Source organism: Mycobacterium sp. Root135, from assembly GCF_001426545.1.
Lineage (GTDB): Bacteria > Actinomycetota > Actinomycetes > Mycobacteriales > Mycobacteriaceae > Mycobacterium.
In genome coordinates this window covers 1505474-1523872 of sequence record NZ_LMEZ01000001.1, presented here as the reverse complement: position 1 = coordinate 1523872, position 18399 = coordinate 1505474, and the positions used below count along the sequence as shown (strand labels likewise).

At 67.2% G+C, this 18399-nt stretch carries 19 protein-coding genes and 1 other RNA gene; 13 read left to right on the top strand and 7 right to left on the bottom strand.

Annotation, left to right across the window (positions count from 1 at the left end; genetic code table 11):
- Positions 1–572, bottom strand: a 572-nt coding sequence (locus tag ASD37_RS07380; protein ID WP_156720729.1) for a DUF222 domain-containing protein, incomplete at its 3' end; no start/stop codon positions are given.
- A 34-nt stretch (positions 573–606) separates the two neighbouring features.
- Here ASD37_RS07380 and ASD37_RS07375 point away from each other — a divergent pair.
- Complete coding sequence (locus ASD37_RS07375; RefSeq protein WP_056550053.1) at positions 607–1014, top strand: PPOX class F420-dependent oxidoreductase; 408 nt, start codon at positions 607–609, stop codon at positions 1012–1014.
- 10 nt (positions 1015–1024) lie between these two features.
- Here ASD37_RS07375 and ASD37_RS07370 read toward each other — a convergent pair whose 3' ends face one another.
- The gene (locus ASD37_RS07370) at positions 1025–2389 is read right to left on the bottom strand and encodes an FAD-dependent oxidoreductase (RefSeq protein WP_056549521.1); all 1365 of its coding nucleotides are present in this window, start codon (positions 2387–2389) and stop codon (positions 1025–1027) included.
- Positions 2390–2511: 122 nt separating this feature from the next.
- Between ASD37_RS07370 and prfB the strand changes: the two genes are divergently transcribed.
- The 10 genes from prfB (at position 2512) to ssrA (ending at position 10873) form a co-directional block, all read left to right on the top strand.
- Positions 2512–3618 (top strand): peptide chain release factor 2, encoded by a 1107-nt coding sequence (prfB, locus tag ASD37_RS07365; RefSeq protein ID WP_056549520.1) that lies wholly within the window; start codon positions 2512–2514, stop codon positions 3616–3618.
- The gene (locus tag ASD37_RS07360) at positions 3608–4579 is read left to right on the top strand and encodes a mechanosensitive ion channel family protein (protein WP_056549518.1); all 972 of its coding nucleotides are present in this window, start codon (positions 3608–3610) and stop codon (positions 4577–4579) included. Before prfB ends, ASD37_RS07360 begins: the two co-directional genes overlap by 11 nt.
- Entirely contained in the window at positions 4576–5115 is a 540-nt protein-coding gene (locus ASD37_RS07355; RefSeq protein WP_235567989.1) for a hypothetical protein, read from the top strand. The genes ASD37_RS07360 and ASD37_RS07355 overlap by 4 nt, the downstream gene beginning before the upstream one ends.
- A 41-nt stretch (positions 5116–5156) precedes the next feature.
- Positions 5157–5846 (top strand): cell division ATP-binding protein FtsE, encoded by a 690-nt coding sequence (gene ftsE, locus ASD37_RS07350; RefSeq protein WP_056549516.1) that lies wholly within the window; start codon positions 5157–5159, stop codon positions 5844–5846.
- The gene (ftsX, locus tag ASD37_RS07345; protein ID WP_056549514.1) at positions 5847–6743 is read left to right on the top strand and encodes a permease-like cell division protein FtsX; all 897 of its coding nucleotides are present in this window, start codon (positions 5847–5849) and stop codon (positions 6741–6743) included. It begins immediately after the preceding gene.
- 2 nt (positions 6744–6745) lie between these two features.
- The gene (gene smpB, locus ASD37_RS07340; protein ID WP_056549511.1) at positions 6746–7246 is read left to right on the top strand and encodes an SsrA-binding protein SmpB; all 501 of its coding nucleotides are present in this window, start codon (positions 6746–6748) and stop codon (positions 7244–7246) included.
- An 8-nt stretch (positions 7247–7254) separates the two neighbouring features.
- Positions 7255–8088, top strand: coding sequence for an EamA family transporter (locus ASD37_RS07335; protein ID WP_082569966.1), 834 nt, complete (start codon positions 7255–7257; stop codon positions 8086–8088).
- Positions 8089–8139: 51 nt separating this feature from the next.
- Positions 8140–9372: an AAA family ATPase gene (locus ASD37_RS07330; RefSeq protein WP_056549509.1), complete on the top strand. Its 1233-nt coding sequence runs from the start codon at positions 8140–8142 to the stop codon at positions 9370–9372.
- Entirely contained in the window at positions 9369–10400 is a 1032-nt protein-coding gene (locus ASD37_RS07325; RefSeq protein ID WP_056549507.1) for a tetratricopeptide repeat protein, read from the top strand. The genes ASD37_RS07330 and ASD37_RS07325 overlap by 4 nt, the downstream gene beginning before the upstream one ends.
- A gap of 104 nt (positions 10401–10504) precedes the next feature.
- Positions 10505–10873: a transfer-messenger RNA gene (gene ssrA / locus ASD37_RS30850) on the top strand.
- A gap of 50 nt (positions 10874–10923) precedes the next feature.
- Here the strand turns inward: ssrA and ASD37_RS07320 are convergent.
- Positions 10924–12108 (bottom strand): 4-hydroxybenzoate 3-monooxygenase, encoded by a 1185-nt coding sequence (locus tag ASD37_RS07320; protein ID WP_056549503.1) that lies wholly within the window; start codon positions 12106–12108, stop codon positions 10924–10926.
- Between the two features lie 70 nt (positions 12109–12178).
- Positions 12179–14242 (bottom strand): FUSC family protein, encoded by a 2064-nt coding sequence (locus ASD37_RS07315; protein WP_156720776.1) that lies wholly within the window; start codon positions 14240–14242, stop codon positions 12179–12181.
- A 135-nt stretch (positions 14243–14377) separates the two neighbouring features.
- On the opposite strand from ASD37_RS07315, the gene ASD37_RS07310 reads away from it, so the two are divergent.
- On the top strand, positions 14378–15151 hold the full coding sequence (locus tag ASD37_RS07310) for an SDR family NAD(P)-dependent oxidoreductase (RefSeq protein ID WP_056550048.1): 774 nt from the start codon (positions 14378–14380) through the stop codon (positions 15149–15151).
- 32 nt (positions 15152–15183) lie between these two features.
- On the opposite strand, the gene ASD37_RS32500 is transcribed toward ASD37_RS07310, so the two are convergent.
- From ASD37_RS32500 to ASD37_RS07300, 3 genes are read right to left on the bottom strand one after another with little or no spacing between them, the layout of a single operon-like run.
- Positions 15184–15306, bottom strand: coding sequence for a hypothetical protein (locus tag ASD37_RS32500; RefSeq protein WP_255354807.1), 123 nt, complete (start codon positions 15304–15306; stop codon positions 15184–15186).
- A 58-nt stretch (positions 15307–15364) separates the two neighbouring features.
- Positions 15365–16060 (bottom strand): helix-turn-helix domain-containing protein, encoded by a 696-nt coding sequence (locus ASD37_RS07305; protein ID WP_056549499.1) that lies wholly within the window; start codon positions 16058–16060, stop codon positions 15365–15367.
- Positions 16051–17136, bottom strand: a complete 1086-nt coding sequence (locus ASD37_RS07300) for a substrate-binding domain-containing protein (protein WP_082569965.1) — start codon at positions 17134–17136, stop codon at positions 16051–16053. The genes ASD37_RS07305 and ASD37_RS07300 overlap by 10 nt, the downstream gene beginning before the upstream one ends.
- A gap of 210 nt (positions 17137–17346) precedes the next feature.
- Here ASD37_RS07300 and ASD37_RS07295 point away from each other — a divergent pair, with 210 nt between their 5' ends.
- On the top strand, positions 17347–18399 hold the full coding sequence (locus tag ASD37_RS07295; protein WP_056549495.1) for an autoinducer 2 ABC transporter substrate-binding protein: 1053 nt from the start codon (positions 17347–17349) through the stop codon (positions 18397–18399).

Sequence of the window (18399 nt, the reverse complement as noted above, 5' to 3'; positions counted from 1 at the left end):
ACGCCTTGGGGCATGGGCAGCAGGGCGGTCACGTAGGTCATGTTGTCGGGGGCGGGTCGGACCCACACCGAGCGTTCGGTTTCGGCGCGGGCGGCGCGGTCGACGACGGCGTGGGGGTCGAGTTCGTAGGCGATGGCCTTGGCGTCGGCCTCGATGCGTTTGTCGCCCTTGCCCTCCAAACTGTTCTGATCGGCGCACATCCGGGCGTCCAACACCCGGCGGTCGGCGACGTCCAGACACGCCGATTCGCGCACGATCAGGGTGGCCCGCCATTCCGACAGCAGTCCGGCTTTCAGGGCGGCCAGGGTGTGGGGCATTTCGTTGACCAGGGCGCGGGCGAAGCCGAGATGCCGGCCGCCGCGGTTGGGGGAGTCACGCCGCGCCAGGGCGATTTCGCTGCCCAATCCCTTGCCGCGTGTGGCGGTGGGTATCCCGGCGGCGGCTTCCCGGGCCCGGCGGGTGGTGTCGAGTTGGGCGGTCAGGACTGCTTGTTCGGCGGCTGCGGTGGATTTGGCGCGTTCGAGCACGGCGATGCGGTCGATCAGCCCCGCCTCATCCATCGCGTCGAACATGTGTTCGATGGTACTCCGGGTGTATGACAAGTGCATGTCCCAACCACTTCCCGAAGGCCTGCTCGAACTCCTGCGCAAGCCCAGCCCGTGTTTCATCGCGACCCTGATGCCGGACGGGTCGCCTCAGCTGACCGAAACCTGGGTGACCACCGACGGCGAGAACATCGTCATCAACATCGTCGACGGCATGCAGAAGGCGCGAAACATCGCTCGGGATCCGCGCGTCGCCGTCAACGTGGTCAACCCCGAGAACGTGTACGGCTACTACGCCGTTCGTGGCCGCGTGGTGAAGACGACCACCGAGGGCGGGCGCGAGAGCATTGAAGAACTGTCGCAGAAGTATCTCGGCATTCCGTACCCCAACTTCAGCGGGAACCCGAACGAGACCCGGGTGGTGATCACCATCGAGGCCGATTCGGTGAACTCACCCCAGCGGGGCTAGCTGATCGTCGTCAGCCGTGCCCAATCCGCAAGAACTCCGCCACATTGCTCAACTTCACCCGCGGCCGACCCAACGGCCCGCCGGTGTTCCGTTCGTGGGCGTCGATCAACTTCCAATGGTCGTTGGTGACGAGGTGAGGCTGGCGGGACAGCAGCCATTCGAGCGTGTCCTCGCGATCGTCGGCCAGGTCGACCGCCGCAAGATCTGCCAGCAGGGTCTCGACGGTCGCCGCCGAGTCCTTCTTGTTGCTCCCGATGACACCTGACGGACCACGCTTGATCCACCCGACGACGTAGGAGTTGCGAGTCCCGTCGACGCGGCCGTCGGTGTGCGGAATGGTGCCCGACCGCTCGTCGAACGGCAGCCCCGGCGTGGGAACGCCGCGGTAGCCGACGGCACGGACCACCAACTGGGCGGGGAGTTCCTCACGCGCGCCCGTGTCCTTGGCCACCCGGCGACCCCCGTCGTCCACCAACTCGTTGCGGCCGAGCACGATCGAGGTGACCCGGTCGTCGCCCTTGATCTCGATCGGCGAGGTGTGGAACCGGAACACGATGCGCCGCTTGGCTCCGCGCGGAGCCTGGTCCGCATACGAGCGCAATACCTTGACGTTCTGCCTGACGGTCTTGCCCGCCGCCTCGAGGTCCTCGTCGGAAATGGCTGCGAAGTCCGCCGGGTCGACGATCACGTCCACGTCGGCCATCGCCTCGAGATCACCGAGCTCCCGCAACTCCAGCGTGGTGAAGGTGGCCTGCAGCGGACCGCGGCGCCCGAGCACCACCACCTCCTCGACGCCCCGCGCGTGCAGCAACTCCAACGCGTGGTTGGCGATGTCGGTGTTGGCCAGCGCGTCGGGATCGCTGACCAGGATGCGGGCGACGTCGAGTGCCACGTTGCCGTTGCCGACCACCACGGCGCGCCCGGTCGTCAGGTCCGGTGTCATCTCCTCGAAGTGCGGGTGGGCGTTGTACCAACCGACGAAGTCGACCGCCGCGACGCTGCCGGGCAGGTCCTCGCCCGGGATGCCGAGCGGGCGATCGGCCTGGGCGCCCACGGCGTAGATGACCGCGTCGTAGCGGTCGGCCAACTCCTCGGTCTGGACGTCCTCACCCACCCGGATGTTGCCGAAGAAGCGGAAGCGAGGGTCGCTCGCCACCTTCTCGAACTGGGCACTGATGGTCTTGATCTTCGGGTGGTCGGGGGCCACCCCGGACCGCACCAGGCCCCACGGGGTCGGCAACATTTCCAGCACGTCGACGCGTACGTCCCTGGGATCGTCGCCGTCTGCCGTGGAGTCCGCGAACTTCAGCAGCGACGCGGCGGCAAAGTAGCCAGAGGGGCCGGAACCCACGATCGCCACGTGATATGGACGCATCTAATAGTCCTCCAAGAGGAAGCCGGGGAGGCCCGGAAACGCGCAAGGGGCTGTCGCGTCGTCACCGGGCTGGTTACCAAGCCGATGCTAGACCCGGACAGCTGTCGGTAACCTGATCTCCCGTGGATCCCGACCGGCAAGAAGACATCGCCTCGCTCGACACGACTCTGACGACCGTGGAGCGGGTGCTCGACGTCGACGGGCTGCGCGACCGCATCACCACGTTGGAGGACGCGGCGTCCGATCCGAAGCTCTGGGACGACCAAACCCGCGCCCAAAAGGTCACCAGCGAGCTGTCGCACGCGCAGAGCGAACTGCGCCGCGTCGAGGAGTTGAGGCAGCGGCTCGACGACCTCCCGATCATGTACGAACTCGCCGCCGAGGAGGGCGGGGAGGACGCGTTGACCGACGTCAACGTCGAGCTGGACAAGCTGCGCGAGGACATCGCCGCGATGGAGGTCCGCACCCTGCTGTCGGGGGAGTACGACGAGCGCGAGGCCGTCGTGACCATCCGATCCGGTGCCGGCGGCATCGACGCCGCCGACTGGGCGGAGATGCTGATGCGGATGTACATCCGCTGGGCCGAGAAGCACAACTACGGCGTCGAGGTCTTCGACACGTCCTACGCCGAAGAGGCCGGGATCAAGAGCGCCACGTTCGCGGTGCACGCGCCGTACGCCTACGGCACGCTCTCGGTCGAGCAGGGCACGCACCGACTGGTTCGGATCAGCCCGTTCGACAACCAGAGCAGGCGTCAGACGTCCTTCGCCGACGTCGAGGTGCTGCCCGTCGTCGACACCGCCGACCACATCGACATCCCCGACGGTGACGTCCGCGTCGACGTCTACCGGTCCAGCGGCCCCGGCGGGCAGTCGGTCAACACCACCGACTCGGCCGTTCGACTGACCCACATCCCCAGCGGTATCGTCGTCACTTGCCAGAACGAGAAGTCGCAGTTGCAGAACAAGGTGTCGGCAATGCGAGTTCTCCAGGCAAAGTTGCTGGAGCGCAAGCGGCTCGAAGAGCGCGCCGAGATGGACGCGTTGAAGAACGACGGCGGCAGTTCGTGGGGCAACCAGATGCGCTCCTACGTCCTGCATCCGTATCAAATGGTCAAGGATTTGCGTAACGACTACGAAGTCGGCAATCCGGCCGCGGTACTCGACGGCGACATCGACGGATTCCTGGAGGCGGGAATCCGTTGGCGCAATAGGAAAGATGACGACTAAAACGTATTTGGCAATCAGTTGGGCCAACAGTTGGCACGACTTCTGGCGCGGTGACATCGGCGAGTGGATCATCACGCGCGGTCTCCGGATCGTCATGCTGGTCCTCGCTGCGATCTTGGCGGCCCGGTTCGTCCAGTGGACGGCACGAAGGATCACCCGCCGCATCGACGCCGACTTCCGCGAGAGCGACGCTCTGGTGCGGTCGGAGACCACCAAACACCGCCAGGCCGTCGCCTCGGTGATCTCCTGGGTCACGATCGCGCTGTTGTGCGTCGTCGTCATCGTCGAGATCACCGACATCGTGGCGATACCGGTGGGGTCACTGGTCGCTCCCGCGGCCGTCCTCGGCGCCGCGCTGGGTTTCGGCGCGCAACGCGTGGTGCAGGACCTGTTGTCGGGGTTCTTCATCATCACCGAGAAGCAGTACGGCTTCGGCGACCTGGTCGCCCTGACCGTCGCCGGGATCGCGCTGCCCGCCGAGGGCACAGTCGAGGACGTCACGCTGCGGGTCACGAAGCTGCGGTCGAGTGAGGGCGAGGTGTTCACGATCCCGAACGGTCAGATCGTCAAGACCGTCAACCAATCCAAGGACTGGGCCAGAGCCGTCGTGGACATCCCGGTACCGACCACTTCGGACCTCAACAAGGTCAACGAGGTGCTGCACCACGTCTGCGACGAGGCGATGCAGGACAAGCAGATGGCCGCGTTGATGCTCGACAAGCCGATGCTGATGGGCGTGGAGAGCATCGAGTTGGACACGGTGAATCTGCGGATGGTGGCGCGAACGTTGCCGGGCAAGCAGTTCGAAGTGGGTCGGCAGCTGCGCGTGCTCGTCGTCGCCGCCCTACGTCGCGCGGGCATCGCCAGCCCTGCCGAATCGTCTCCCACGGTCGGCGCGCTGTCGCCGACGGCGACGTCGGCGATCGCCGAAGACCCACAGAACGGGGGTCGCGACAAGTGAAGTTCAACTTCCACTTCCGCAAGGAGGGCGAGGGCCGCGAGTGGCCGGCGTACCTGCCTGGAGGTCGCGTGCGCACGTCGACTGCCGCCCTCATCGTCGCCTTCTGCTTCACCTGGTGGCTGCATTCGACCTACGCCCCGCCGCCGCCGGCAGCCTCGGAGCCCACCCAGGTGGTGCCGCCGGGTTTCGTCCCCGACCCGGAGTACACCTGGGTGCCGCGCACCAACGTCGAGCGCCCGAAGACGACCTACAGCACGCCGAGGACCTCGAGGACCGAGACGTCGACGACGGTGTCAACGTCCCCGACGGAGACCACCAGCGGCACGGAGACCCCCACCACGACCGCACCCGAGACGGCGACGACCGTCGTCGACCCCGACGGGCCTGGTCCGCTCCCGGCGACGACCCTGACACAGACCCCGATCACGTCGCCGGGGCAGCCGGTGCCGAACCGTTCGGGCACGTCCACCACCACGACGACGGAGATCCTGCCGGGCATCACGCTGCCCGTTCTGGTGCCCCCGCCACCCGGGTAGTCGGGGGCTCCAACTCGACACGGCTACACTGGCGTGCCGTGATGATCACCCTCGACCACGTGAGCAAACAGTACAAATCCTCGGCACGGCCAGCTCTGGACAACGTCTCGCTCAAGATCGAAAAAGGTGAGTTCGTCTTCCTCATCGGGCCGTCCGGATCGGGCAAGTCGACGTTCATGCGGCTGCTGCTCGCCGAGGACACCCCGACGCACGGCGACATTCAGGTCTCGAAGTTTCACGTCAACAAGCTGTCCAGCCGGCACATCCCCGGTTTGCGCCAGGTCCTCGGATGCGTGTTCCAGGACTTCCGCCTGCTGCAGCAGAAGACGGTCTTCGAGAACGTCGCCTTCGCGCTCGAGGTGATCGGCAAGCGGGCCGACGTCATCAACCGGGTGGTGCCCGACGTCCTCGAGATGGTGGGTCTGTCCGGCAAGGCGAACCGCCTGCCCAGTGAGCTGTCGGGTGGTGAACAGCAGCGCGTCGCCATCGCGCGCGCGTTCGTCAACCGGCCGCTGGTGCTGCTGGCCGACGAACCGACCGGCAACCTGGATCCCGAGACCAGCAAGGACATCATGGATCTGCTCGAGCGGATCAACCGCACCGGGACGACCGTGTTGATGGCGACCCACGACCATCACATCGTCGACTCGATGCGCCAGCGAGTCATCGAGCTCGAGCTGGGACGACTGATCCGCGACGAACAGCGCGGTGTCTACGGAATGGATCGCTAAGTGCGCTTCGGCTTTCTCGTCAACGAAGTCCTGACAGGGCTTCGTCGCAACGTCACCATGACGGTCGCCATGATCTTGACGACCGCCATCTCCATCGGTCTGTTCGGCGGCGGCCTGCTCGTCGTCCGCCTCGCCGACAGCTCGAAGGGCATTTACCTGGACCGCGTCGAGAGTCAGGTCTTCCTGACCAACGACATCTCGGCCAACGACCCGACCTGCGACGCGGATGCGTGCAAGGCGGTACGCAAGCAGATCGAGGACCGCACCGACGTGAAGTCGGTTCGGTTCCTCAACCAGAGCGACGCATACGACGACGCAATCAAGAAGTTCCCGCAATATAAAGACGTTGCGGGTAAGGACGCCTTTCCCGCATCATTCGTGGTGAAGCTCGACAACCCCGAGCAACACAAGGACTTCGACGACGCCCTCAAGAAACAGCCCGGTGTGCTCAACGTGCTGAATCAGAAGGACCTCATCGACAGGCTCTTCGCGGTGCTCGACGGGTTGAGTGCGGCGGCGTTCGCGATCGCCTTGGTTCAGGCCGTCGGTGCAATTCTGCTGATAGCCAACATGGTTCAGGTCGCGGCCTACACCCGAAGAACGGAGATCGGCATCATGCGCCTGGTGGGTGCAAGTCGCTGGTACACGCAGCTGCCGTTCCTCGTCGAGGCCATGCTCGCCGCGTTCATCGGCGTGGTGATCGCGATCGCGGGGCTGATTCTGGTGCGAGCGTTGTTCCTGGAGAAGGCGCTGCGGCAGTTCTACGACGCCAACCTGATTGCCCAGGTCGACTACAAGGACGTCCTCTACTTCAGCGCGCCCATCATGCTGTTCCTCGGTTTGGCGATGTCCGGCGTCACGGCCTACGTCACCCTGCGGCTGTACGTGCGGCGCTAGCTGTGGCCAAGAAGTCGGCCGCCGAGGTCAAGAAGCACCGCAACAACCAGGTGGTGGCCACCAATCGCAGGGCGCGGCACAATTATTCGATCCTCGAGACGTTCGAAGCCGGGGTGGCGCTGGTGGGCACCGAGGTGAAGAGCCTCCGCGAGGGCCAGGCCTCGCTGGCCGACTCCTTCGCGACGGTCGACGACGGTGAAGTGTGGCTCCGCAACCTGCACATCCCCGAGTATCACCACGGCTCGTGGACAAACCACGCACCGCGGCGTAACCGGAAACTGCTGATGCACCGCACCCAGATCGACAATCTGATCGGCAAGATCAGGGACGGCAACCTCTCGCTGGTGCCCCTGTCGCTCTACTTCACCGAGGGCAAGGTCAAGGTCGAACTGGCCTTGGCGCGAGGCAAGCAGGCGCACGACAAGCGTCAGGATCTGGCGAGACGTGACGCCGATCGGGAAGTGATTCGTGAACTAGGCAGGCGCTCCAAAGGCATGACCTGATCGGGGTCCTGTTAGCCCTGGTGTCCGGAATCGGATACGGGGTGAGCGACTTCGTCGGAGGTTTGGCGTCACGGCGGGTCGCCGCGCTGCGCGTGGTGCTGGTGTCCTACCCCGTGGCGCTGGTGTTGTTGACCTCGATCTCCTTCGTCGTCGGTGGGCACGTGACGACGCCCGCAATCGTGTGGGGCGGTCTGTGCGGTCTCAGCCAGGCGTTCGGGGTGTGGTGGTTCTACGCCGCGCTCGGGGCCGGTCCAATGTCGTTGGTGTCACCCCTGACGGCGATCCTGGTTGCCGGAGTGCCCATCGTCGCGGGCGTGCTGCTTGGGGAGCGGCCAAGCCTGCTGGCCTACACGGGCATCGGGCTGGCGTTGATCGCGGTCGTGTTGGTGAGTCGCGAAGAGCGCGGCGAGGATTCGACCGCCCAGCGCTTCACCGCGAAGGTGGCGTGGCTGACTCTCGGCGCCGGCCTCGCGTTCGGGCTGAACTTCGTGTCGATCGACCAGGCGCCCCATGACGCGGGGCTCTGGCCGCTGGCGTTCGCCCGGCTGTCGGCGACTCTGATGGTCGTCGCGATAGCGGCGGTGTCGAGGAACTTGGCCGTGCCGTCCGGGGTGCCGCTGCGGTTGGCCTTGGCGGCCGGGGTGTTGGACACCGTCGCCAACGTGGCGATGCTCCTTGCGCTGCAGGCGTCGTTGCTGTCGCTGACCAGTGTTCTCATCTCGTTATATCCCGCGGGCACGGTCCTGCTCGCGCTGGTGGTATTGAAGGAGAAGGTGACGCGGTGGCAGGCGGCGGGAATGGTGCTGGCCCTCGCCGCGGTCGGCTTGATCGCCGCAGGGTAGGGCGCGTCGCGGTCAGTAGGATCGAGCGTGCGCGAGCGAAGGGGGTGCGGGATGGCGAGTGACGCCGTGATCCGCGAGTTGACGGCGGCCGTTCAGCGAAGCCCCGAGGCCGTCGAACTGAGACTGCACCTCGTCGACCTCCTGATTCAGCAGGGCAATGTCACCGAGGCGCTCACCCACTGCAGCGCCGCCCTGGCGCAGGATGCCTCCAACGCCGCGGCGCTGACCCTGCTGCAGCGGTGCACCGCCGCACTGGCGACGGGCAGCGCACCCGAGACCCCGGCGGTACGCCCGAATTCGGAGTTCAACTGGTCGGCTGCCGAGGAAGAGGTGTCCGACATCATCGGCCCCGCCTTCGTCGACGGTGCCGCCGAGACCGTCGACGGTGAGTCCGACGCCGACTTCGACGTCGTCCGGCGCAGCGACGTCACCCTCGCCGACGTCGCGGGGATGGAGGCGGTCAAGCAGCGGCTCGACGTGTCACTGCTCGGTCCGATCCGCAATCCCGAACTGATGCGCGCCTACAAGGTCAACGCCCGCGGTGGGTTGTTGATGTACGGCCCGCCCGGGTGCGGCAAGACGTATCTGGCCAGAGCGGTGGCAGGTGAGCTCGGGGCCAACTTCTACGCCGTCGGCATCGCCGACGTCCTGCAACATTGGCTGGGCGACAGCGAGCGGGCGCTGGCCCGCATCTTCGACACCGCCCGCCGAAATGCGCCGTGCGTGTTGTTCTTCGATGAAGTGGACGCCCTCGGACAGCGGCGCGCGGCGTTGAGCAACAGCTCGGGCCTCCGCGTCGTGGTCAATGCGCTTCTCGCCGAACTGGATACCGCCACGTCCGCCAACGACGGGGTGTACGTCCTTGCGGCGACGAACATGCCGTGGGACGTCGACCCCGCCCTGCGCAGGCCGGGCCGTTTCGACCGGATGATCTTCGTGGGTTTGCCGGACGCGGAGGCGCGCGCCGCGATCGTGCGGATGAATCTTCGCGACCGGCCGGTCGAGCGCATCGATCCGGCCTCCGTCGCGAAGCGGACCGACGGCTTCTCGGGAGCCGACATCGCCCACGTCTGCGACACCGCAACGCAACTGGCGATGGCGGCCTCGTTGCGCGCCGGAGAGGTGCGTCCGGTGCGCATGAGCGACGTCGACGCGGCGCTGCTGCAGATCCGCCCGAGCGCGGGCCCATGGTTCGACACCGCCCGAAACGTCGTCGAATTCGCCAACGGTGACGGTACCTACGACGAGTTGGCGAACTACTTGCGCCGCAAGAAGATGCGTTGACCGCTGCCGGTGACACCGATGGGGCGGTCGCTCTGGCCACCGCCTACGCCGATGCCCGCAACCACGCCCGCGCCGAACAGGTCTTGCGGGACGCACTCGTCACGTCCCCCGACAACGCGGTGCTGTTGGCCAACCTGGCAAGGGTCCAGGTTCTCTCCAAGCAGTACGACGACGCCGCCCGGAATGCCTATGCCGCACTGGCCATTTCGCCCGAGTACGGCTTTGCCATCCGGATCTACGCGATCGCGCTCGACGCGATGGGGTGGGTGGACCAGGCGCTCTACATGGCCTGGCGCGGGGTTGCCCTGCAGCCGCACGACCGCGTCGCCCACTTCGTCTACGCCGAGCTGCTGCTGAAGGTCGGTCGACCTCAAGACGCCCTGGTGGTCGTGGGAGAGGCGTTGCGGCTGGACCCAACCAGCGCGGACAGTCATGTGCTGCGCGGCCAGATCCTGGCCAGGCTCGGGATGTCCGAGGAGTCGACGGCTGCGTACGAGGAGGCGCTGCAACTCGATCCGACCAACGCGTCGGCCGTCCACAACATCGGCGTCAACCGACTCGCCCGCAGCAAGTGGTCGGCCGCGATGAGTGGTTTCCTCGGGGCGGCGAGGCTCGACCCCGGTCTCGGCGACCTGGCGCGCCGCAACATCGGCATCGCCCTGGCCCGACTCCTCCGGTTCGCGACGGTGGGTGTGCTGGCGCTGGGCTGGCTGATCCTGGTGAGCACCCCTGCCATTGGTCAGGGCGCCACATTGACTGTGGGACACCGCATTGCGATCGGCGTTGGCACATTGGCGTTGACGGTGTATGCGGGATGGTTGAGCCGCGTCGTACCGATGCGCACGTGGCGCTCGACACTGCGAACCCAGCACTCGCTCGCGCTCCGGGTGGCGTTGCTCGCCTGTGCGATCCCGCTCGGCCTCGTCGCGGTATTCGGTGACGGGTTGACGGTGCCCGGGGTCGTCGGCACGGCCCTGGTCTTGGCAGCCGTCGTCGTCGCCGTGATCGGGCGCTTCGCGGGAGGCTAGTGCCCGATCCCACCTCAAGGCGGCGACTGGCGGGAATTAATCGCTGGGCATCCGCGCTGAAGGCGGTACGATGAACGTCCTGCTGAAGTCCGGCAGGGGTGCGAGGGGCTGAACGGTTTCGACATCGCGCATCGAATCAAGGGAAGCGTGCCGGTGCAGGCAAGAGACCACCGTAAGCGTCGCTGCAACCAATTAAGCGCCGATTCCAATCAGCGCGACTACGCCCTCGCTGCCTAAGCGACGGTGTGTCCGTCAGACCGAGAGAGCCCTCGACTCGGACCCTGGCGTCATCTAGAGGGACAAACCCATACGTCCGGTCGCGGGATGTACGGGGACATCAAACAGCGACTGGGATCGTCATCTCGTCTTGTTCGCGTGAACGAGAGATCCAAGTAGAGACATAGCGGACTGCGCACGGAGAAGCCTTGAGGGAATGCCGTTGGACCCGGGTTCGATTCCCGGCAGCTCCACCGGAACGACGAACGGGCCAGGACGAAAGTCCTGGCCCGTTTTCGTATGGTCGTCACGTGCTCGGCCAGCCCGTGTACCCCTCGGCGAGGTAGGTGCGACCGGCCTCCGAGGACACCAGGGTGCGAAGCTCGCCGAGTTGGCGTTGCTCGTCGAAGTCCGAGGCGTCGGCGGCGTTGTGGAGCATCGTGGTCATCCAGTAGGAGAAGTGCTGGGCCTTCCACACCCGAGACAACGCACGCTCGGTGTAGGTGTCCAGTGCGTCGTCGCCGCCGTCGCCCAGGGCGCGTTCGACGACTTCGGAGAGCAGGCGGACGTCCGACAGCGCGAGGTTGAGACCCTTGGCTCCGGTGGGTGGGACGGTGTGGGCGGCGTCGCCGGCGAGGACGAGGCGGCCATGGCGCATCGGCGTCTGCACGAAGCTGCGAAATGGCAACACCGTGCGCTGGAGGACCGCCCCCTCCTTGAGCTGGAAGCCGTCCGTTCCGCGTAGGCGGGTCTGAAGTTGATCCCAGATGCGGTCGTCGGACCAGTCGTCGGGATCTTCGGCGGCATCGCACTGGAAGTACATGCGCTGCACCTCCTCGGTGCGCTGGCTGATCAGCGCGAAACCCTCGGGTGCACGGGTGTACACGAGTTCGGATGCACTGGGCGGGGCCTGAACAAGGATGCCGAACCACGCGAATGGGTACTCGCGAACGTATTGCCGGGCACCGGCGATCATGGTCCGGCAGATGCTGCGAGACCCGTCGGCCCCCACGACGAGGTCGGCGGTGATCTCGTGTCGCGTGCCGTCGGCGTCGACGTAGCGGACGGTGGGAGTGTCGAGGAACCCCGTCACCTCGGTGTCGGAGACCCCGTACCGCAGATCACCGTGGTCGCGGGTGCGGGCGCGGTGGAGGTCGACGAACACCTCGGTCTGCGGATAGAGCCAGCACGACGCGCCGACGAGGTCCTGGAAGTCGATCCGGTGGCTCGCGCCGTCGAAACGCAGCTCGATGCCCTCGTGCTCCGACCCTTCGCGCAGCACCCGGTCGGAGACTCCGGACTCGACCAGCAGGCGCACGCTGTCCCGCTCGAGGATGCCTGCGCGGTGGGTGGTGGCGATGTGGTCGACGGTCCGGTGGTCGACGACGACGCTGTCGATGCCCGCGACGTGCAGCAGGTGGGACAGCATCAGCCCGGCGGGGCCACCGCCCACGATCGCCACTCGTGTTCTGGTGGTGTCGAGCTTGGTCATGGCGCCTCCGTTTCGACGTGACTACCCGGGACGGTGCCAGGCGAAGCGCCCCCAGGTCGACGCTGGCCCGTCACACCCGCGCCGTCACCTCGAGCAGGGCGCGGTCGAGGTTGCTCAGCGCCCGGATGGCGCCACGGACCGGTCCCGGCGGGACGTCCGCCGTGCCCGCCACGCTCAGGACCACCGCGTTGGTCGACTTCTCCGTGCGCTCGACTCCGGCGCCGTCGACCACCCGCTTCACCGAGTCGATGGTGTCGCAGACGTGCGCGGCGGCCTCGTGCAGCGCGGCCACCGTCGCCTCGGGAGGAGTGGTGTCGGCGTCGGCCCGGGCCGCGTTGACGCCCGCTCGGGCCAGCGCATGGGCCGAGCGGTTGCTCACCTGCAGCCCGCGCAGCAGGCGTTGGACGCCGCGCCGGCTGCGTACGGCGGGTCCCATCTGCAGCGGCTTGCCCGCCGTGACGACGGCCTGCAGCGCGTTGTCGAGCCGTCGGGTCTCGGCAACCAGGTCGGTGTCGCCGCCGGGGGCCGCCACCGACGCGATCGCCACGTCGATCAGGTCGGTCATCTTGTGCAGGTAGTCGTCGACCTTCTCCACGAATGTGGAGCGCGTGCCGGTGGAGAAGATGAAGTACGCGGACGCGATGCCGACCACGCCGCCGACCGCGGTCTCGGCGATGCGCAACTCCAACACTTCGACGCTGAAGTCGCCGAGCAGTCCGTACAGCATCGCCAACAGCACGGTGACGAAGAACGTCAACCACGCATAGGCCACCGTGACGAGGTAGAACGCGCAGAACACGCACGTCACCAGCAGCAGCATCTGCACCAGCGGGTGGTGCCCGACCAGGGTGGCAAGCAGGACGCCCGCCACGACGCCGGCGATGGTGCCCACGATGCGGTGCCCGACGCGGGTCAGGATCTCACCGCGCGTCGACACCCCGGTGAACACCAGGAACGCTGTCAGCACCGCCCAGTACCACCGATCGGGGGAGACCAGTTCACCGAGGATGGTCGCCGCGCTGGTGGCCACCGCGACCTGGATGGCCGCCTTGGTGCTGGGGTTGAGCCCGGTGTCGGCGTCGTCGTCCGGTGTCTCGGGCTCGGGTTCGACGGGGTCGGAGGCGCCGAGCGCGTTGGTGGTGATGTGGTGCAGCGCCAGGTGCGCCTGGGCGACGCGGAAGGCCACGACGGTCGCGATGCCTTCGGTGCCCGACAGGTCGGCGCGGTCCGACGCGGCCGCCGCACTCTTGCGGGCGGCCCGGAGTTGCTCCTCGGAGGGGTGGGTCCAGAGGCACACCCGCACGGCGGCGACCGCGTCCTGGAGGCCGCGGGGCCACGAGCTGGCGGGGCCAAGCGACCACAGCATGCTCGCCAGTTGTTCCATGGCGATCTGCGCGTCGAACACCTTCAGGGCCAGATCGTCACTGGTGACGTTCAGCGACTGGGCGGCGTCGTGACGGTCGAGCCAGTCGTCGATCATCAGCGCGGTCTCACCCAGGCGGTCCAACCGGCGGCGCAGCACCACGAGGTCGAACTCGTCGCGGTCGGTGGCGACGTCCAGCACCGCCGTCGACGCGCCGCGCAGCGCCCGCACCAGACGGCGCACCTCGACGGCCGGCCGGTCCGGCAGGATCAGCGTGCGCACCAGCAGGGTGGATCCGATGCCAATCGCGATCGCGACGGCGAGCACCGGAATCTGACTCGGCGTGGCGCGCAGGAACAGCGCGAAGAAGTACGAGATGAACGCGACCATTCCCAGGGCGTTGCCGCGGGGTCCGAAGCGGCGGACCCATACCGCGCCGAAGAGGACGGTGATGAAGCCGACGTCGGCCACCTTGCCGAAGTGGCTCAACGTCGCCGCCAGCGACACGGCGGCCACGGCCGGGAAGAAGAGCAGCAGCGTGGTGACCACCCGGCTGTGCTGCTGACGGTCCTTGACCGCGGCCGCGGACTGCATCGCCACGATCGTGCCGAGCATGGCCACCGTGATCGGCTGGCCGGCGAGAGTGATGAATCCGTAGGACGCGCTAAGGGCCAGGACGAGCGCCAGTGTGGTCGTCGCGGCGCTGCGGAACCGCAGGCGACCGGGATCGGAGTCGACCAGCAATCTCCTGACGGCGCCTCGAACAGCCATCAGGTGCATCGGTCGATTGTGCGGCACGCACCTGTTCATAGTGCGAGGGGCAAAGCACGGACACCGCGGGCCTGCGGTGACACGATGGCGTACCCCAACGCGACCAGCGATGGACCGACCGCGATGGGACACCCCGTGACACGACGACAAGGCCGCCTCAGTGGGAAGTCCGCCGTGATCACCGGCGCAGCGTTCGGCATCGGTCGGGCGACCGCCGAGCTGTTCGCCCACGAGGGCGCGCGGCTGACCCTGACCGACATCCAGGGCGACCCGCTTCTCGCGCTGGCCGACGAACTGCGCAACGCCGGTGTCGAGGTCGAGACCGTCGTCGGCGACGTCTCGGTCGAGGACGACGCGCGGCGAATGATCGGGGCGGCGACGGACCGCTTCGGACGGCTCGACGTGCTGGTGGCCAACGCCGGCGTCATCCCGCTCGGCGACGTGATGGAGATGACCGCCGCCGACTGGGACCAGGTGATGGCCGTCGACGGCCGCGGCATGTTCCTCACCTGTAAGTACGCAATCGAGGCCATGCTGCGGACCGGCAGCGGTGCCATCGTCTGCCTCTCGTCGATCTCCGGTCTGGCGGGGCAGAAGCGCCAAGCCGCCTACGGGCCTGCCAAGTTCATCGCCACCGGCCTGACCAAGCACCTGGCCGTCGAGTGGGCCGACCGAGGAATCAGGGTCAACGCCGTCGCCCCTGGCACGATCCGGACCGACGCGGTCAAGCGCATCCCGGAGCTGCCCGGCGGCGCGGAGTACCTCGCGGAGATCGAAGCCATGCACCCGATGGGCCGCCTCGGCGAACCGGGCGAAGTGGCAAGCGCCATCGTCTTTCTCGCCTCCGACGAGGCCTCCTTCATCACCGGCGCCGTGTTGCCGGTCGACGGGGGATACCTCGCGCAGTAGGGGTTGTCCTGCGCCTGGTCGTCAACGAGCCGTCACGACGACGTCGTCGTGGTGGTGGGCATCTGCTCGGTCGTGGTCGTGATCCCACCGCCGGAGCCGTCGCCACACGCGACCAAGGTCATCGACGCGATGAGCGCCACCAGTGCCATTCGCATGGAATGGACGCTATCGGGGAGCGGCCAAGATCACTACGGGCCACCGCTCGATCGCGCGTCAGTAGGCGTTCGTCGCGGCGTTGAGCGCTCGGGCAGCCTTCAGCGTCGACGGTTCGGGCCAGCGGTCGGGCACGTGCAGCGTCAGCGCAAACCCGGTGCCGGGCACCGAACAGGCGAGCTGCCGCCCCATCTGAGGGGACTGCGACTCGTAGACCTTTCGGCGGTGGCGGTGTCGCAACTGTAGGCAGCGCTCGACGTCGCCGTCGGTCAAGCCGAGATGGGCTGCCGCTGCGGACACGGCGTCGGTCGCCCCCTCGGGTGACATCGCCGAGAGGATGGCGGCCGCACCGGCACAGCTCGCGGCAGGGGCGCGTTGCCCCGGCCGCGGCGTCAACGGCAGCGGCAGCCGTCCGAGATGGACGTCGACGAAGACGACCTGATTGCCGAACAGTCGCACCAGTGAGATCGTGTGCCCGTCGAGATCCGGGGTGGCACAGGCGCGAAAGAGGTTGTGCGCGAGGGCATTGGGATCGGAGAGGTCCGACCACCGCTTACCCATGTGAAGGTCGCCGTCGGCTCCTCGGGCGACGAAGCCCACCTCCTCCAGGGTGCTCAGCAGATCGGCGATCGAACTCTTCGGCAGGCCGAGCAATCCGATCAACGCCGCGGGGGTGGTGGCGGCGCCCGAGGAGACGGCGTCGAGGATGCGGGCGCCCCGGTGTACCGCCGGGGTCCGTGAACCGTCTATCCCCACGGTTGGTACCTCTCGACGTTGTGCGCGTCGATCAACTTCGGCGCGAGGTAGCGCGACCTCCTGGCGACGTGCGCCCCACTGTGCAGCGCGACGCCGATGTCCATCGCGGTCCGCACCAACGCAGGCGGATCCTGGGTGGCGGTGGCGATGATCGGTCCGCCCGAGCGGATTTCGTCGATGGCCCCCTTGGCTCCGTCGACCCCGACGATCGGCACGGACAGCTTGCGACCGCGCAGCACGCCCGAGATGCCGATGGCGATCTGGTCGTTGGCCGCGAAGAAGCCGTCGACCGTGGCGTGGGCAGCCAGGATCTCCTTCGCGGCTCGTCGGCCCGACCTGGCATCCAGCTCGCCGTAACTCGTTGCCACCACGTCGATTCCGGGATGTTGCCCGACGGCGGCGAGGAAGCCGGCGATGCGGTCGGAGTTGGCGGTGATCGATATCCCGCCGACCACGGCCACGCGGCCCCGCCCGTCGAGGGCGGTCGCCAGGGCGGACCCGGCGAGGAAGCCCGCCTTGGTGTTGTCGGTCGCCACGACGGCGTCCGCGCCCCTGACCGCCGACCCGAGGGCCACCACGGGGATGCGCGCCGCGCGGGCCTGCGCGCACGCCTCCTCGAGGCCGTCGGTGGCCACCGGCTCGATGAGTACCAAATCCACACCGGCGCTGACGAAGTCGAGGATCCGCTGCGACTGGTTGGCCGTGCTCTCCTTCGCGGTGTGCACGTGGAGCCGCGCGCCGAGCCGGTCGGCCTCGGTGTGCAGGGCGTCTATCTCGGCGAGGAAGAAACTCTCGTCGACCGGATAGCTGAACCCGATGTCGTGGATGGGCCAACTGTGCGCCCGCGCCGCCGACGCCAATTCGAACAGATGGGGACCCAGCGCGTAGGTGCCGTCGACGCCACGCACCAGCAGGGCCTCATGAGTCAGGGCATGGCAGATGCCCATCACGCTGCTCTTGGGGAACCCCGTCCGGGACGCCAAGTCGGCAAGCGTCATCGGTTGACCCATGTCGCTGATTGCTTGGAGGACGACCGCGGCACGGGCCAACGCGGGCACGCGTCCTGGCTCCGCCATCGGCTCACCATAAGCGATGTGGCACTGGCGAAGACCGCAAATCACGATGCGGCTGCGCTGCTGGGAAGTTGTTGACAACGCCACGAGGCGGTGCTTAGTGTGTGTTTCATCACTCGACGCTGAGTTCGATATATGAAACGGCGCCGGTGTTCGCCTGCCCGGGTAGGTCTCGGGCGAGGTGGTTCTCGCCCCAGGCCGAAGGATGAGTCGATGCCGATTTCCCAGCGTTTCGTCGGAGTGATCAGCGTGGCCTTGGCCATGGCGATGGTCACCGGCGGTTGTACGAAGAAGAACGACGAGCCGGCGCCGGCAACGGGTGGCGGCAGCTCGTCGCAGGCCGCCTCCGGTGACAAGGTCAAGGTCGCCTTCGTACCCAAGCTGCAGGGATCGCCCTACTTCGAGGCGATGGACACCGGTGCCAAGCAAGCCGCCGCCGACTTGGGCAACATCGAATGGCTGTACCAGGGCCCCACGTCGGCCGACGCCGCCGCCCAGGCACAGATCGTCCGGTCCTTCATTCAGCAGAAGGTCGACGTCCTCGTCGTCGCACCGAACGACCCCGACTCGATGGCACCGCTGATGAAGCAGGCCCAAGATGCCGGCATCAAGGTCATGACCGCCGACACCGACGCGCCCAACTCGGTGCGCGAGGCCTTCGTCAACCAGGCCACCGCCGAGGGCATCGGCAACAAGACCGCTGAGACGCTGATGACGGCGATGGGCGGAAAGGGCAAGTGGGCCATCGTGTCCTGCGGCGAGACGGCCGAGAACCTGAACTCCTGGATCGCCGCCGAGAAGGCCTACGTCTCGGCCAAGTACCCCGAAGCCGAACTGGTCGACGTCGTGTACTCGGGTGAGGATCAGGCCAAGGGAACGCAGATGGCCACCGACCTGATGAGCGCACACCCCGACCTCAAGGGTCTGCTCGGGCAGTGCACCACCTCCGCCGTCGGTGTGGCGCAGGCGGTCAAGGACGCCGGCAAGATCGGTCAGGTCTTCTCCGTCGGAATCGGCACACCGAAGTCGATGGCGCCGTACCTCGCGGACAAGTCCTCGTCCGGTTCGATTCTGTGGAACGTGGCAAACCTGGGCTACCTGACCGCATGGGCCGGCCAGCAGCTCGCCAGCGGCAAGACCTTCGAGGCCGACAACAAGGTCAACGACCAGATGACCGACGTCAAGTGGGACGAGGCCAGCAAGACCCTCGTGCTGGGTGAGCCGCTGCTGATCACCACCGAGAACGTCGGTCAGTTCGATTACTGA